Source organism: Klebsiella sp. RCJ4 (assembly GCF_009025755.1).
GTDB lineage: Bacteria > Pseudomonadota > Gammaproteobacteria > Enterobacterales > Enterobacteriaceae > Klebsiella > Klebsiella michiganensis.
Genome location: NZ_WCIN01000042.1, coordinates 394,244 through 407,803, shown reverse-complemented (window position 1 = coordinate 407,803; position 13,560 = coordinate 394,244). Strand labels below are relative to the sequence as shown.

Genomic DNA, 13,560 nt, shown 5'->3' with positions numbered 1-13,560 from the left:
ATGAGTTATGCCGCAACGCATCGGGAGGACCTATGCCAGCAGAATTTCTTGATATCGCCATGACGCCGGACGTGATGGATGTCCAGCATGAAATGGGCAGCGATGAGCTGTGGCAGTCGCCGCATCGCCAGCGCCGGGGTGAGCGCTTCGGCGCCAGCGAGGAGGCGATGATTGCCACCCGCGACAGCTTCTATCTGGCCACCCTTTCGCAAACCGGCTGGCCCTATATTCAGCATCGCGGCGGCCCGGTGGGCTTTCTGCATCTGCTGGATGAAACCACCCTTGGGATGGCGGATTTTTCCGGTAATCGCCAGTACATCACCACCGGCAACCTGCGCGGCAGCGATCGGGCCTGTCTGTTTTTGATGGATTACCCGCGCCGTGCCAGGCTGAAAATCTACGCCACCGTAGAGGTTGTAGCGGTGGATGCCGACCCGCAGCTGCTGGCGCAGGTCGCGCCGGAGAACTATCGGGCCCGGATTGAGCGCATCTACCGTTTCCACTTACAGGCTTTTGACTGGAACTGCCCGCAGCATATTATCCCCCGCTACACCGCCCGGCAGGTGGCGGAGTATAGCCAGACGCTGCAACAGCGTATTGACGAACTGGAGCGGGAAAATCAGCGCCTGCAGCAGCTTATATACCCAAAATAATTCGAGTTGCTTAAAGGCGGCAAGGGAGTGAGTCCCCAGGAGCATAGATAACTATGTGACTGGGGTGAACGAGTGTAGCCAACACATAAGCAACTTGAAGTATGAAGGGTATTCATACAGGAGATTCATGATGACCGAACAACGTCCGCCTCTGCCGCCGTTCACCCGCGAGAGCGCCGCGCAAAAAGTCCGAGCCGCTGAAGATGGCTGGAACAGCCGCGATGCCGCTAAGGTCGCGCTGGCCTATACCGTCGAGAGCGAATGGCGTAACCGCAGCGAATTTGTTCACGGCAGAACGCAGATTATCGACTTCCTGCAGCGCAAATGGCGTAAAGAGCAGGAGTACCGGTTGATTAAGGAACTGTGGGCGTGGAGCGATAACCGTATTGCGGTACGCTTTGCCTATGAGTGGCACGACGACAGCGGCAACTGGTTTCGTTCATACGGCAACGAGAACTGGGAATTCGACGAGCACGGACTGATGCAGACGCGCTACGCCTGCATCAACGATCTGCCCATTACGGAGAGCGAGCGTCTGTTTCACTGGCCCCAGGGCCGTCGCCCGGACGATCACCCGGGGCTGAGTGAGCTGGGGCTGTAAGGCGCCGTTCTGCGGAACGAGCCTCACCGTTGAAGAGATCCCCGGAGGCGGCGCTGCGCACCTGTCCGGGCTACTCGATCGCAGCCGACGGTGAACCCGTAGCCCGGGCAGGCGCATCGCGCCGCCCCCGGGAGAAAGGGGGAAGATGATTTTATTTCCGGTTGCGGTTTTTGCGTTTAAAACCCCAGCACAAAGTCGTTATAGTTTCAGACGAAAAAATAATAACGATTTCTATGGACTGACGGGGTGATAACAATGAAATTGCGTTTACGGACAGCCGCCGCCGTGGTGCTGGCGGGCCTGCTGCTGGCGGGCTGCGACCAGAAGGGCAGCGATGCGAAACACATTAAAGTCGGCGTCATTAACGGCGCGGAACAGGATGTGGCGGAAGTGGCGAAGAAAGTGGCTAAAGAGAAATATGGCCTCGACGTGGAGCTGGTGGGCTTTAGCGGCTCGCTGCTGCCGAATGAGTCCACCAACGCCGGCGATCTGGACGCCAACGTCTTTCAGCATCGCCCGTTCCTCGAACAGGATAATAAAGCCCACAACTATCGCCTGGTGGCGGTGGGCAACACCTTCGTCTTCCCGATGGCGGGCTACTCGCGCAAAATAAAATCCGTCGCCGAGCTGAAAGACGGCGCGACCATCGCCATTCCGAACGACCCGACCAACCTGGGCCGCGCGCTGCTTCTGCTCCAGCAGGAAAAGCTGATTACCCTCAAAGCGGGGACCGGCCTGCTGCCGACGGCGGTTGATATCATTGATAACCCGCATCACCTGAAAATTATGGAGCTGGAAGGAGCGCAGCTGCCGCGCGTCATCGACGACCCGAAGGTCGACGTGGCGATCATCAGCACTACCTACCTGCAGCAGACCGGCCTTTCCCCGGTGCGCGACGGTATCTTTATTGAAGATAAAAACTCGCCCTATGTGAACATCATCGTGACCCGCGAAGACAACAAAGACGCGGAAAACGTCAAAGCGTTTATCCACTCCTACCAGTCGCCTGAGGTGGCGAAGGCGGCGGAGACGATCTTCAACGGCGGCGCGGTGCCCGGCTGGTAATCACTCACACAAGGAGACGTGGCGATGACCCGGCAACGCCAGGCTGATTTGCTGCTCATAGCCGCGACGGTTATCGCCGCCTGCGGATGGATTTTTTCCCATGAAGCGATTGCCGGCATGCCGGTTTTCGCTTTCCTCGGCCTGCGTTTTTTCTTCGCCGCGCTGCTGCTGCTGCCTTTCTGCCGCGGCCTTCGCGTCGAGAGGCAGCAGTGGCCGCGCATGATTATCAGCGGCCTGTGGTTTGCGCTAAACCTGTGCCTGTGGATCTACTCGGTATCAACGACCCCATCGCTGGGCGAAGGGGCGTTTATCATGAGCCTGTCGATGCTGTTCGTGCCGCTTACCGCATGGGTGATGATGAAGGCGCGGCCGGCGCGGGCCTACTGGGAGTGCCTGCCGATTGCGGTTGTCGGTCTCGGCTTACTCAGCCTGCATATGCCGATTGCGTTTCACCCCAGCCAGGGCTGGTTCCTGTTGACCGCGCTGGTGCAATCGATCTGGTTTTGCTACACCAGCAAAAGCGCCCGCGAGGTGCCGCTGATCCCGCTGACCACCGTGCAGCTCGGCATTACCGGCATTGTCGGACTGGGGATCTCCGCCGCCGTTGAAAGCTGGACTCAGCCGTTTACCCTGCCGACCTTCGGCTGGCTGCTCGCCAGCATCGTTATCGCCACCAGCCTGCGCTTCGGCCTGCAAATGAAGGGGCAGAAGTACGCGGCGGTCGCCAGCGCGGCGATTATTATGGTGCTGGAACCGCTGCTCACGGTGATTGCCGCCGCGCTGTGGTACGGCGAACAGCTACCGCTGCAGAAAATTATCGGCGGCCTGCTGATCCTCGTCGCTCAGCTGTGGTTCCGCTGGCGGATGCTGAAGCCGCTACGCTAAACCGGTGCGCCGCTGCGCCATCAGATGCAGCAGCGGCACCAGCGATAGCCCGTCCGGCATCTCGCCGCGGGCGATCAGCTGGCCTATCTCTTCGAGGGTAAACCAGCCCGTTTCCATCACTTCGTCCTGATCTTCATCCATTCCCACCCAGGTCAAATCGTGGGCCAGCCAGGTAATAAACAGCTGGTCGCTGCTGCCGTAGGAGGGGTTATAGCGGATAATTTCGTCGGCGCGCTGCGCCTGCCAGCCGGTTTCTTCCCGCAGCTCGCGCAGGGCCGCCTCGCGCGGGTCTTCGCCTTCATCGACGCCGCCGGAAGGAATCGCCCACACCACCCGATCGATCAGGTAACGGTAGTGGCGAATCAGCAGCACTTTGTCATCCTGCATCGCCACAATTCCCACCGCCGGGCGAGGATAGTGAATGGAGAAAAAATCCCGCCGATCGCCGGGGGCCATATCAATTCCGACCTTGCGCATGCTGAACCATGGGGTGTCTGCCAGAACCTCGACATCGTGCATATCGGCGGAGGTGAGTTTCTTTTTCATCGTAGCCACTGTTCCTCAAAGTTGAGCGTTCAGCACACCATAGCCGGGAGCCGATGGCAACCGTCGCAGATTGGCCCGATTTCATCGTTCATTGCCCAAACGCCCATATTGCGCCAGGCTTGTGGGACGTACGATGTTCAGCAGATAACCGCGAAGAGGAATGAACATCATGAAAATCACCCATGTGCGTAATGCTACCCAGCTTATTGAATATGCGGGTAAAAAGTTTCTCATTGACCCGATGCTTTCTGACAAAGGCGCCTGTGCGGGCTTTGCCGGTACCGCGCGCAGCGAGTTGCGTAACCCGCTGGTGGAACTGCCTTTTTCCATCGAAACGATCGTTGACGTGGATGCCGTTATCGTCACTCACACTCATCAGGATCACTGGGACGAGGCGGCGATCGCCGCGATCCCCAAAACCCTGCCGGTTTATGTCCAGCATGACGCCGACGCCCAGCTGCTGCGTGGCCAGGGCTTTCGCGATATTCGTCTGCTCTCTGAGGACAGCGCGTTTGCTGACGTTGCGCTGGTGAAAACCACCTCGGGCCAGCACGGCAGCGACCGCACCTATGCGGTGCCGGCAATGGCCGAGCGCCTGGGCGAAGCCTGCGGCGTGGTGCTGCGCCATCCGCAGGAGAAAACCCTGTGGCTGGTGGGGGACACTATCTGGCGCGATGAAGTGGAAGCCGACATGCTCAGGCTGCGCCCTGACGTGGTGGTACTGAATGCCGGGTATGCGCACGTCATCGGTTTTGGGCCGATCATCATGGGCAAAGAGGATGTGCTGAAGGCGCACTTCGTCCTGCCGGAAGCCAAAATTGTCGCCAGCCATATGGAAGCGGTGAACCACTGTCTGCTGAGCCGCGATGAGCTGCGCCAGTACGTGGCTGACAATCAGATTGCCGAAGCGGTCAGCATCCCGCAGGATGGGGAAAGCATGGTCTTTTAGAAGCGGAGCGGGCGATGAAACTCACGGAAGTGGCGATTGTGGCGGTGGACGGGTTTAGCCCGTTTCACTACTCGGTGCCCTGTATGCTGTTTGGCGATACGGTCTCGGAAACCAAACGCTTTAACCTGCATATTTGCGCCGAACGGCCGGGGCTGCTCAGCGCCCGCGACGGCTTCGCGCTGAACGCCAGCGGCGATTTTTCCCTCCTGGCGCAGGCGGATATCGTGGTGGTGCCTTACTGGGGGGCGGTGAATCAGCGCCCATCGCAGCCGCTGCTTGACGGCCTGGTTCGCGCGCGCAATAACGGCGCGCAGATCGTCGGCCTGTGCCTCGGGGCGTTTGTACTCGGCTACGCCGGGCTGCTGGACGACAGGCGCGCGGCGACCCACTGGGAGTTCGAGCAGGATTTTCAGCGCCAGTTTCCGCAGGTGCGGCTGGATATCAACGCGCTGTACGTTGACGATGAGGGGATTATCACCTCGGCGGGCACCGCGGCGGCGCTCGACTGCTGCCTGTATCTCATTCGCCAGCGTTTTGGCAGCCTTGTCGCCAATCAGATCGCCCGGCGGATGATCGTCCCGCCGCACCGTGAGGGCGGCCAGGCGCAGTTTATCGCCCAGCCGGTACCCAAAAACACCCGCGACGCGCGGATAAACGGCCTGCTTGAGTATCTCCAGCAGCACATCCGCGAACCGCATAATCTCGACTCGCTGGCGCAGGTCGCGGCGATGAGCCGCCGGACCCTGACCCGCCATTTCGCCAAAGCGACCGGCATGGGCATCGCCGACTGGCTGGCCGCCGAGCGCCTGCGGCGCAGCCAGATCCTGCTGGAGGCCGGGGATTTACCGGTCGGGCAGGTGGCGGAGGAAGTGGGCTATCGCTCCGCCGTAACCTGGCGCCAGCAGTTTAAAGCGCGCTTTGGCGTCAGCCCGGCGGAGTGGCGGCGCACTTTTCGTCGCGGGGCTTAGCCGCCGAGCGTGGCGCTGTCGATGACGAAGCGGTATTTCACGTCGCCTTTAATCATCCGCTCCCAGGCCTCGTTAATCTGGTCGCCGCGTATCAGCTCTATATCGGCGACGATACCGTGCTCGGCGCAGAAATCGAGCATCTCCTGGGTTTCCGGGATGCCGCCGATCATCGACCCGGCAATTGACCGGCGGCGGAAGATCAGATTAAACACTTCCGGCGAGGGATGCGGCGTGGCGGGCGCGCCCACCAGCGTCATGGTGCCGTCGCGCTTGAGCAGGGTGGTGAAGGCATCGAGGTTATGCGGCGCAGCCACGGTGTTGAGAATAAAGTCGAAGCTCTTCAGGTGGGCGGCCATTTCGTTTTCGTTGCGCGAGACCACCACTTCGTCCGCGCCCAGCTCCCGCGCCGCGTCACGCTTGGATTCCGAGGTGGTAAAGGCCACCACGTGGGCGCCCATGGCGTGGGCCAACTTGATGCCCATATGCCCCAGCCCGCCAATGCCCACGATGCCGACTTTTTTGCCCGGTCCGACGTTCCAGTGGCGTAGCGGCGAGTAAGTTGTGATGCCCGCGCACAGCAGCGGCGCGACGGCGGCCAGCTGCTCTTTGGGATGGCGGACGCGCAGCACGTAGCGCTGATGCACAACGATCTGCTGGGAGTAACCGCCGAGCGTGTGGCCGGGCGCGTCCTGCGTCGGGCCGTTATAGGTGAGCACCATACGATCGCAATAGTTTTCCAGCCCGTCCCGGCACTCCTCGCACTCTTTACAGCTGTCGACCATACAGCCGACGCCCACCAGATCGCCAACGGCGTGGCCGGAGACCCGGCTGCCTACGGCGGTCACCCGGCCGACGATTTCATGGCCCGGCACGCAGGGATAGAGCGTCCCTGCCCACTCGGAGCGGGCCTGGTGTACATCCGAGTGGCAGACGCCGCAATAATCAATGGCGATCTGCACATCGTCCGGCCCCGGTTCGCGGCGGGTGATGGCCATAGACCCCAACGGCTGGCTGGCCGAGTTCGTTCCAATAGCGTTGATCTGCATAGCAAAACCTCTTCTACATAACGGCGTTGAATAAAACGGAGGGGGGAGAGCGTTTTTTGAGCGGCAGGATCAAGCGTAGCCTGGTTGAGGCGCGATGGGTGGGGGAGAGCTCAAAGGGTTAAAGATAGGCTCACCCCCGCAAATGGAATGTAGAAAATATCAGGGCGCGACGGGTGTCAGATAATCCAGCCGCAGCGGCCCGGCAAGCAGGCTATCCATCTGCGCAATAAAATCCTGGAAGTGCGGCAGGGCGATATGCGCGTCCAGCGCTTCCTGATTGCGCCAGGATTCGCGCATATAGAACGTATCCGGCGCATCGCGCAGCTGAAACAGGGCGTAATCGAGGTTGCCTGGCTCCTGACGCGTCGGCAGCAGCAGCGCCCGCAGGGCCTGACGCAGCGCGTCGCTGTGACCCGGTTTCGCCGTCAGCACCGCGAGAAGTGAAATCGCCTCGCCGCTCATCTTAAAAGCCCTCCAGCACGATTTTGCCCACCGAACGCCCGGTTTCCAGCTGCGCGTGCGCTTTTTGCAGGTTGGCGGCGGTGATGGCGCCGTAGTGCTCGCCGAGGGTGGTCTTAATGGTGTTGTCGTCAATCAGCGCGGCCACGCGGGTCAGCAGCTGATGCTGGGCGATCATGTCCGGCGTTGCGAACATCGAGCGGGTAAACATAAATTCCCAGTGCAGAGAGATGCTTTTCGCCTTCAGCGGCACCACGTCGAGGGTTTCCGGGTCGTCAATGAGCGCCAGCTTGCCCTGCGGTGCGAGAGCGGCGATCAGCTGCGGATAGTGCTGGTCGGTATTGGTCAGGCTGGCGACGTGGGTCACCGCTTTGACGTCAATCCGCGCCAGCTCTTCGGCGAGCGGTTTGCTGTGATCGATAACATGATGCGCGCCCGCTTCCCGTACCCATTTCTGGCTTTCCGGACGCGAGGCGGTACCAATGACCGTCATACCGGTGAGCTTGCTGGCGAGCTGGGTCAGTATCGAACCGACGCCGCCCGCCGCGCCGACGATCAGCAGCGTGTCGCCCGCGTTGCCGCCTTCCTCTACGCCAAGACGGTGGAACAGCAGCTCCCAGGCGGTAATGGCGGTGAGCGGCAGCGCGGCGGCGGCGGCATTATCCAGCGAACGTGGTTTGCGGGCGACGATGCGCTCATCCACTAACTGAAACTCGCTGTTGCTGCCCGGACGGCCCAGCGCGCCGGCGTACCACACTTCATCTCCTGCGGCGAACAGCGTCACCGCGCTGCCGACGGCTTTCACCACGCCCACCGCGTCCCAGCCCAGCACGCGCGGGGTATCGGCGTTAAACCCGGCGCGGACTTTGGTATCCACCGGGTTGACGGAAATAGCCTTCACTTCAACCAGCAGGTCATGCCCCTCGGCAACCGGCTGCGGCAGCTCGATGTCGGTTAAAAAAGGAATATTGCTGCCTTCTGCCGCCGCGCGGGTAATGGCGATCGCTTTCATACACTCTCCGGTTTTGAATAAGGTTCATCGTTTGAATGTATTGAGGATAGACCGCGGCACGCGGGGGAAAAATGGCCCGACGGCGATAACAGTTATATTGAAAACGTGAAAATCAGCGGACGCGATAAAAATCGAGAATCACGCCGTCCTGCGTGCGGCCGCCGGAACAGATAAACAGCGAGGTGGTCAGCCAGCGCAGCGCTGACGCATCCACTTCAAAAGTCGGTACGGTACGAAAATAGATATCTTCCGGCGGAATATCGCTAAAAAAGCGCATATCGTCGCCGAAAAGATGCTCTATGTACTCTTCGGGTAGGCGGCGAATGCCGTTGTTTTCGATGTATACCGTGCCTTCTTCCACGTGTAATGCATAGCGGGCGGAGAGGCGGCAGGTGCCGTCAGGTTCGACGATCTGGCTGTCGACGCCGCCGGGTAAGACGTGGCCGTTAAGCTCACCGCGTACGGTTCCGCTGAGGATTGGGATCAGCTGACGTTTCCCGCTCTGCGGGCTGCGGGAGACGATGACCGGTTTGTCGACCTGAATGGTGATAGAGAAGCTGTGTTCGAGTTCGGGTGTCATCATTGGTCTCCTTTCTAAGCCACGTTATCCCGTTAGTGTAAGGATTTAAAGGTGAAGGGAATAACGCAAACATTGGATGGAAATGATTGGCTGGGGAGATGGAAGTGAACAAAAAACGGCCGCGATCGCGGCATTATTTGGCGTATTCTGCTGACATAATGCTTTCACACGGACGCGAGGAATAAAGATGAATACGCTATTTCTGATTGGCCCCGGCGGGGTGGGAAAAAGCACGGTTGGAGCGCTGCTCGCGCAGGCGATGAGCTACCGGTTTATCGATCTCGATAGCGAATTTTGCGAGCAGATTTTAAATATTCGCCAATATATTCAGCGCAATGGATACGAGCGCTATGTGCGTGAGAACGCCGCACTATGCTCTCGCCTGCTGGCGGAGAATCCGCATGAAAAACGAGTGGTGGTGCTCTCCTCGGGATTTCTTGCCACCGATGTCTGCCCGGAGATTGTCGCCGGGAATCGACAGCTTGTGCGGCAGTCCGGGTACTCCATCCTGCTACTGCCTTCAGAGGATATCGATATCGCGACGCGCATAGTGGTCGCGCGCCAGCTGATGCGCGGCTTTGGTCTGGTCAGAGAAAAAGAAGAGATGAAGTTCCGTCAGCGCTTTAGGGAATATTGTGCATTAGACGATTGCCGGGTGGTTTCGTCTGAGGAGCCGGAGAGGGTGGCGGAGCTGGTGCGGGAGAAGGTGGCTGCGGAACAGCGGAAACAAAAAAGCCTGGCGGCGATGCGTGAACTGAGCGAGCTGTCACAGAAGCTGGGATTGTATAACTAAACGCCATGCAGAGCAGCTCTGTGGGTATTACACAGGCCCAAAGATAATCCCGGATCGCGTAGGCCGGGCAAGGCGCCGCCCGGCAGAAAGGTGAGCACAGCAGATAAAACAGGTTTAGCCAAATGATTTTATTCGTGAGAATCGGAATCCTCAGTGCTACTTTTTAGGCTCTGTTTTCCACTGTAGCAAAGCAGCAATATCCTTCTCACCCTCGGCTTCCTTTAAACGCCGCTGTTGCTCGGAAAACTGACTATATTCCGCCTGTGCTTTTTCATCTGCCATTTGCTTACTCACTTTACCTGCACCTTGCAGAACCTCGCGCTCGTTAAATTGCAGAAACTGATCCAGCTTATCCTGCCAGTCGCGTAAAAAGACCTGACGACGACGACGGGCCTGATCCTCAGCAAAATCCAGCCACATGTTAACCACGCGATTAAGTTCGCTGACCTCATCCTGAGTCAGATAATTTTTTGCCACCGTCACGTCACCCTTATGCACCTCTTCACCTTTATAGCTGGACAGTCCCATATGCGGTTGGCTGGCGTCAGCACGCTGATGAATGAGTTCAGCCGCGGTATGTCCGGTACAGGCAAAATGCAACTTGTTCTGGATGGTTTGAAAAAACTGCGTGGTTTCTTTTAGCGATGGTTGATAGTCAGCCGCTAATGCAAAAATCTCCCGCACTCGCAAATAAACCCGGCGTTCGCTGGCGCGAATATCTCGGATGCGCTCCAGCATCTCATCGAAATAATCGGGTACAGCCGATGTACCAACAGGCGGATTTTTCAGCCGCTCATCGTCCATCACAAAGCCTTTGATCAGATACTCCTGGAGCGTCTGGGTTGCCCACTGGCGGAACTGAGTGCCGCGAGGGGAGCGAACGCGATAGCCAACGGCAAGTATCAGAGGCAAACTAAAGTGTTGAACCTGATAATTTTTTCCATCACTGGCAGTTGTTCGATAAAACCGAACAACTGAATTTTCCTCAAGTTCGCCTTCTTCAAATATATGCTTTATATGCTCGCTGATGGTGGCTTTCGCTTTACCATAGAGTTTGCAGATCATTGCCTGCGAGAGCCAAAGCGTATCGCTTTCAAAGCGGCATTCAACACGTACTTTCCCATCACCGCTGGCAAACATAACGAACTCGCCTATGGGGGACGACGTTAAGTGTTCATTTGCCATATAGCCTCCGGGTGAACCTGCTTTGGCTCGCATAGTATGTCAGAAGAGCATAAATTTCATTAGACGGACGATTAACCCGGCGTCATTTGGCAGCGGCTATCCAGAAGGTGAAGATTTCCGGGCGTCAGACGAGATGAAGCGTATTGTTGACGCTTTTAAAGGATTGCTGAATTTGCAGTAGCTCCGCTTTAAGCATTTCTTCCTTATCGCTCTGCGGCAGCAGAACAATACAGCCATCCATTACCTTAACCGTGAAGCGCTTTCCGGTATCGAACCCCGCTGCGCGTAACCACTTGCCGGAAAGGGTAAGACTTACGAGCTGGTTTAAAGGCGCTGGCGAGAAGCGCGCTAAAAGCGAAAGGCATTGAATCGAAAGGCTGATTTTCTGGATAAGTTCACATGGGTGATCACAGGAGTAATATTATTGTCGTATCTTTTTGTTTTTATTTGAATTTATAAATATAAAATTATTTTTTATACATATACTTATACGCATTTGCTTGACTGACAAGCTATCTTATAGATAAAGCACCAGTGACCGTTCTTATCAAAAAATTTTTTTTAGAAAAACTGTTCACACTGTTCACTACGCATTTTTATCTTTATTATTCATATGGTTACGTGGTGAATAGTTGGTGAACAGTGAACACTTTACTGTTCACCTCCACAGGTTATAGGTACAAGTGTTGTAATCTACTATGAGCGTGAAGCCTACAATTTTCACATCTGTGTTATCCTACTTTGTAAGAACTGGTCATACTGGTATGGTATCTAATCAAATGTATCACTTATAATCATTCGATTATAAAAGGTGTTAGCTATGCTATATAAAAATAATGTTATAAATCTGTTTGCGAAGATGGTTTCTTTTTTCTTAAAAAAACCTCAGCTTTCTCTTTCATTAATATTGTTTTCAATCGGTACACTGATGCTTAATACTAAATTCAGTACATTGGCAGGAGCTGCATTCGGTGCGGGTGCTTCTTTTTTAGGTGCTTGGGTGACTGAATTAAATACGAAGAATGCAAAAAAAGAAGAAAATGAACGAAAAGAATTTGAAGCTAAAAACTTTCTTGCTCCTGAATTAAATCGAATAATAGAACGGGTGCTTTACATTCACTCTCGCTCAATTACAAATTTTAGTGCGGCATCTGTTGAATATTTTAAATCTCCAATAACCCATTCCATTAAACCTAACGACTTACAACAAGATTTTCTACCATATCTCCCAGTTCTATATCCGAATGTGGAGCAGTTTAAATATCTTAAAGGAGAGGATGCTGTTGCTTTGGTAATGTTTTATGACTCTCTACATCACTTAGAACATTCTGTAAGAGATTGGTGGGGGCGTGAAGGACAGCTTCCCGTAAATATTTTTTTGGATTTCATGAGTAATACTGAAAAAAGCCTTGAGTTAGCTGAAGTCTGTATTGAGTGTTTTGATATGGATAAGAGATTTCCGCCTCGATATTCCTCTAGCGGTACTTTGTCATCTCGAGTTAGCAACTCTAGAAAAAATTCAGCACTTAATTTAGATGCGCATATAGAAAGAGCAAGTAGAAAATAATTTTTGGATACTAGCTTTTATTACGTACTCCATACTTTGTCAGGGTTAATGTTTTTCGATAGTTGTAGTGTCAAACTTTCTGGTACGCAATAAGCGATTGGAGGAATTTACTTATACGTAACCATATATAAAATATTATTAATAACTAGTACGCTCGCCAATTTTTTAGGGTTTTGTCTTTATATCTAATTTATCAAAGACCTTACTTAATACCTCAACTAAACGTGAATCAATCTTTTCGACATCAAGATGTGATAAATCTGATGAACCAGAGGTATTCCAGTGTTGAAATACTTCCTTTATTTCTGTTTGTGAGATTTGTGTGGAAAATACACGCATATAAAATTTCCCGAAAGAAATGGCATGAAGACGATCAGCATTCTTAAGTGCTTCCAACTGATGGGTTTTTGCAAGTAAAAATGAATATCTGGCAAGTCCCAAAAGTAATGCAACAATCGTTACACCTTTTATTGCATCGAATACTATTCTATTGGTTTCTAATGAAGGTTGTGTAAATGAATTATCGACACTCACCCAAAGAATAAATACGAAAATGACAGACAATACCAACGCTGAATATCCAGCAAGGTGCCATCGTGAAGCAAGTCGTCGGCTAGTTTTTTCTCGTGTTTTTAGGTCATCAATTGTTTCATTGATGTAGTCGGTTGACTCATCCTCAAGAACCTTACCTCTAGACGCATTTATCTCTTCTTGAGCAAGTCTAACCCCCTCAAAACGACCAATGATATTTTCTATTTCGTGCACAAGTTTTTCAAAATCATCAGTTCGTCCAAATAATGCCTGGAATGCAGTAAGGTCACTATTACTGATTGATTCTTTATCCAAAACCACAGGTAAAATCAATTTTTCCCGATTGCTATGCGATAGATATGAAACGGCTGAAGAAACTTCATTATTAAAGATGTGGGAATTGTCGCTGTTTTTAGTAACCAATGCGAGAAATACATCCACATTTTTGAGTTTGTTTCTGATATCTTGCTGGAAAGGATCGCCAAGTTTAATAGATTGTTGATCCAAATAAACATCATGATTACCCTTAGTTATCTCTGCAATCAGTCTTTGTACAATTGAAAAGTCTTCTCTTGCGTAAGATATCAATATTTTAGCCATAATATAATTTCTTTTATTTATAGAGCCACGACGATGTGGCTGATTGTCATGACAATGTTTACCTCAATATACGTACTAAATCAAGAAGATAATATCATGTAAATAAAAGAGAATGTTATG

Annotated in this window: 15 protein-coding genes and 1 pseudogene; 8 read left to right on the top strand and 8 right to left on the bottom strand. The window is 54.0% G+C overall.

What is annotated here, in order from left to right; genetic code table 11:
- The first annotated feature begins 32 nt into the window (after nucleotides 1-32).
- From F8562_RS22740 to F8562_RS22725, 4 genes are all read left to right on the top strand, one after another.
- On the top strand, nucleotides 33-653 hold the full coding sequence (locus F8562_RS22740) for a pyridoxamine 5'-phosphate oxidase family protein (RefSeq protein WP_014839820.1): 621 nt from the start codon (nucleotides 33-35) through the stop codon (nucleotides 651-653).
- A 130-nt stretch (nucleotides 654-783) separates the two neighbouring features.
- The gene (locus F8562_RS22735) at nucleotides 784-1,254 is read left to right on the top strand and encodes a DUF1348 family protein (RefSeq protein WP_014227287.1); all 471 of its coding nucleotides are present in this window, start codon (nucleotides 784-786) and stop codon (nucleotides 1,252-1,254) included.
- Nucleotides 1,255-1,509: 255 nt separating this feature from the next.
- Nucleotides 1,510-2,319, top strand: a complete 810-nt coding sequence (nlpA, locus tag F8562_RS22730) for a lipoprotein NlpA (RefSeq protein WP_014839818.1) — start codon at nucleotides 1,510-1,512, stop codon at nucleotides 2,317-2,319.
- A 24-nt stretch (nucleotides 2,320-2,343) separates the two neighbouring features.
- On the top strand, nucleotides 2,344-3,204 hold the full coding sequence (locus F8562_RS22725; RefSeq protein ID WP_094909559.1) for a DMT family transporter: 861 nt from the start codon (nucleotides 2,344-2,346) through the stop codon (nucleotides 3,202-3,204).
- Here the strand turns inward: F8562_RS22725 and F8562_RS22720 are convergent.
- On the bottom strand, nucleotides 3,196-3,750 hold the full coding sequence (locus F8562_RS22720) for an NUDIX hydrolase (protein ID WP_014227284.1): 555 nt from the start codon (nucleotides 3,748-3,750) through the stop codon (nucleotides 3,196-3,198). The two genes, F8562_RS22725 and F8562_RS22720, sit on opposite strands and share 9 nt — an antisense overlap.
- Nucleotides 3,751-3,919: 169 nt before the next feature.
- Between F8562_RS22720 and F8562_RS22715 the strand changes: the two genes are divergently transcribed.
- Both F8562_RS22715 and F8562_RS22710 read left to right on the top strand, forming a co-directional pair.
- Nucleotides 3,920-4,699, top strand: a complete 780-nt coding sequence (locus F8562_RS22715; RefSeq protein WP_014839816.1) for an MBL fold metallo-hydrolase — start codon at nucleotides 3,920-3,922, stop codon at nucleotides 4,697-4,699.
- Nucleotides 4,700-4,713: 14 nt separating this feature from the next.
- Complete coding sequence (locus F8562_RS22710) at nucleotides 4,714-5,667, top strand: GlxA family transcriptional regulator (RefSeq protein WP_014227282.1); 954 nt, start codon at nucleotides 4,714-4,716, stop codon at nucleotides 5,665-5,667.
- Here F8562_RS22710 and F8562_RS22705 read toward each other — a convergent pair.
- The 4 genes from F8562_RS22705 to F8562_RS22690 form a co-directional block, all read right to left on the bottom strand.
- Complete coding sequence (locus F8562_RS22705; RefSeq protein ID WP_014227281.1) at nucleotides 5,664-6,713, bottom strand: NAD(P)-dependent alcohol dehydrogenase; 1,050 nt, start codon at nucleotides 6,711-6,713, stop codon at nucleotides 5,664-5,666. The two genes, F8562_RS22710 and F8562_RS22705, sit on opposite strands and share 4 nt — an antisense overlap.
- A gap of 159 nt (nucleotides 6,714-6,872) precedes the next feature.
- Complete coding sequence (locus tag F8562_RS22700; RefSeq protein ID WP_014839815.1) at nucleotides 6,873-7,175, bottom strand: putative quinol monooxygenase; 303 nt, start codon at nucleotides 7,173-7,175, stop codon at nucleotides 6,873-6,875.
- 1 nt (nucleotide 7,176) lies between these two features.
- Nucleotides 7,177-8,184, bottom strand: coding sequence for a zinc-binding alcohol dehydrogenase family protein (locus F8562_RS22695; RefSeq protein WP_014839814.1), 1,008 nt, complete (start codon nucleotides 8,182-8,184; stop codon nucleotides 7,177-7,179).
- 112 nt (nucleotides 8,185-8,296) lie between these two features.
- Nucleotides 8,297-8,764: a DUF3237 domain-containing protein gene (locus F8562_RS22690; RefSeq protein ID WP_094909562.1), complete on the bottom strand. Its 468-nt coding sequence runs from the start codon at nucleotides 8,762-8,764 to the stop codon at nucleotides 8,297-8,299.
- A gap of 187 nt (nucleotides 8,765-8,951) precedes the next feature.
- Here F8562_RS22690 and F8562_RS22685 point away from each other — a divergent pair, with 187 nt between their 5' ends.
- On the top strand, nucleotides 8,952-9,557 hold the full coding sequence (locus F8562_RS22685) for a shikimate kinase (protein ID WP_014839812.1): 606 nt from the start codon (nucleotides 8,952-8,954) through the stop codon (nucleotides 9,555-9,557).
- A gap of 156 nt (nucleotides 9,558-9,713) precedes the next feature.
- Here F8562_RS22685 and F8562_RS22675 read toward each other — a convergent pair whose 3' ends face one another.
- Both F8562_RS22675 and F8562_RS22670 read right to left on the bottom strand, forming a co-directional pair.
- Entirely contained in the window at nucleotides 9,714-10,742 is a 1,029-nt protein-coding gene (locus tag F8562_RS22675; protein ID WP_071886348.1) for a virulence RhuM family protein, read from the bottom strand.
- 124 nt (nucleotides 10,743-10,866) lie between these two features.
- A pseudogene (locus F8562_RS22670) lies at nucleotides 10,867-11,046 on the bottom strand (SymE family type I addiction module toxin); the annotation flags it as partial.
- Between the two features lie 516 nt (nucleotides 11,047-11,562).
- On the opposite strand from F8562_RS22670, the gene F8562_RS22665 reads away from it, so the two are divergent.
- Nucleotides 11,563-12,309 (top strand): hypothetical protein, encoded by a 747-nt coding sequence (locus F8562_RS22665; protein ID WP_151891947.1) that lies wholly within the window; start codon nucleotides 11,563-11,565, stop codon nucleotides 12,307-12,309.
- A 165-nt stretch (nucleotides 12,310-12,474) separates the two neighbouring features.
- Here the strand turns inward: F8562_RS22665 and F8562_RS22660 are convergent, their stop codons facing one another.
- On the bottom strand, nucleotides 12,475-13,440 hold the full coding sequence (locus tag F8562_RS22660) for a toll/interleukin-1 receptor domain-containing protein (protein WP_151891946.1): 966 nt from the start codon (nucleotides 13,438-13,440) through the stop codon (nucleotides 12,475-12,477).
- Nucleotides 13,441-13,560 lie beyond the last annotated feature (120 nt).

Excerpts from the sequence above, each read along its gene's own strand:
- F8562_RS22690 (WP_094909562.1), bottom strand. The coding sequence starts at position 8,764 with ATGACACCCGAACTCGAACACAGCTTCTCTATCACCATTCAGGTCGAC.
- F8562_RS22685 (WP_014839812.1), top strand. The coding sequence starts at position 8,952 with ATGAATACGCTATTTCTGATTGGCCCCGGCGGGGTGGGAAAAAGCACG.
- F8562_RS22675 (WP_071886348.1), bottom strand. The coding sequence starts at position 10,742 with ATGGCAAATGAACACTTAACGTCGTCCCCCATAGGCGAGTTCGTTATG.
- F8562_RS22735 (WP_014227287.1), top strand. The coding sequence starts at position 784 with ATGACCGAACAACGTCCGCCTCTGCCGCCGTTCACCCGCGAGAGCGCC.
- F8562_RS22660 (WP_151891946.1), bottom strand. The coding sequence starts at position 13,440 with ATGGCTAAAATATTGATATCTTACGCAAGAGAAGACTTTTCAATTGTA.
- F8562_RS22695 (WP_014839814.1), bottom strand. The coding sequence starts at position 8,184 with ATGAAAGCGATCGCCATTACCCGCGCGGCGGCAGAAGGCAGCAATATT.
- F8562_RS22720 (WP_014227284.1), bottom strand. The coding sequence starts at position 3,750 with ATGAAAAAGAAACTCACCTCCGCCGATATGCACGATGTCGAGGTTCTG.
- F8562_RS22665 (WP_151891947.1), top strand. The coding sequence starts at position 11,563 with ATGCTATATAAAAATAATGTTATAAATCTGTTTGCGAAGATGGTTTCT.
- nlpA (WP_014839818.1), top strand. The coding sequence starts at position 1,510 with ATGAAATTGCGTTTACGGACAGCCGCCGCCGTGGTGCTGGCGGGCCTG.
- F8562_RS22715 (WP_014839816.1), top strand. The coding sequence starts at position 3,920 with ATGAAAATCACCCATGTGCGTAATGCTACCCAGCTTATTGAATATGCG.
- F8562_RS22705 (WP_014227281.1), bottom strand. The coding sequence starts at position 6,713 with ATGCAGATCAACGCTATTGGAACGAACTCGGCCAGCCAGCCGTTGGGG.
- F8562_RS22710 (WP_014227282.1), top strand. The coding sequence starts at position 4,714 with ATGAAACTCACGGAAGTGGCGATTGTGGCGGTGGACGGGTTTAGCCCG.
- F8562_RS22700 (WP_014839815.1), bottom strand. The coding sequence starts at position 7,175 with ATGAGCGGCGAGGCGATTTCACTTCTCGCGGTGCTGACGGCGAAACCG.
- F8562_RS22725 (WP_094909559.1), top strand. The coding sequence starts at position 2,344 with ATGACCCGGCAACGCCAGGCTGATTTGCTGCTCATAGCCGCGACGGTT.
- F8562_RS22740 (WP_014839820.1), top strand. The coding sequence starts at position 33 with ATGCCAGCAGAATTTCTTGATATCGCCATGACGCCGGACGTGATGGAT.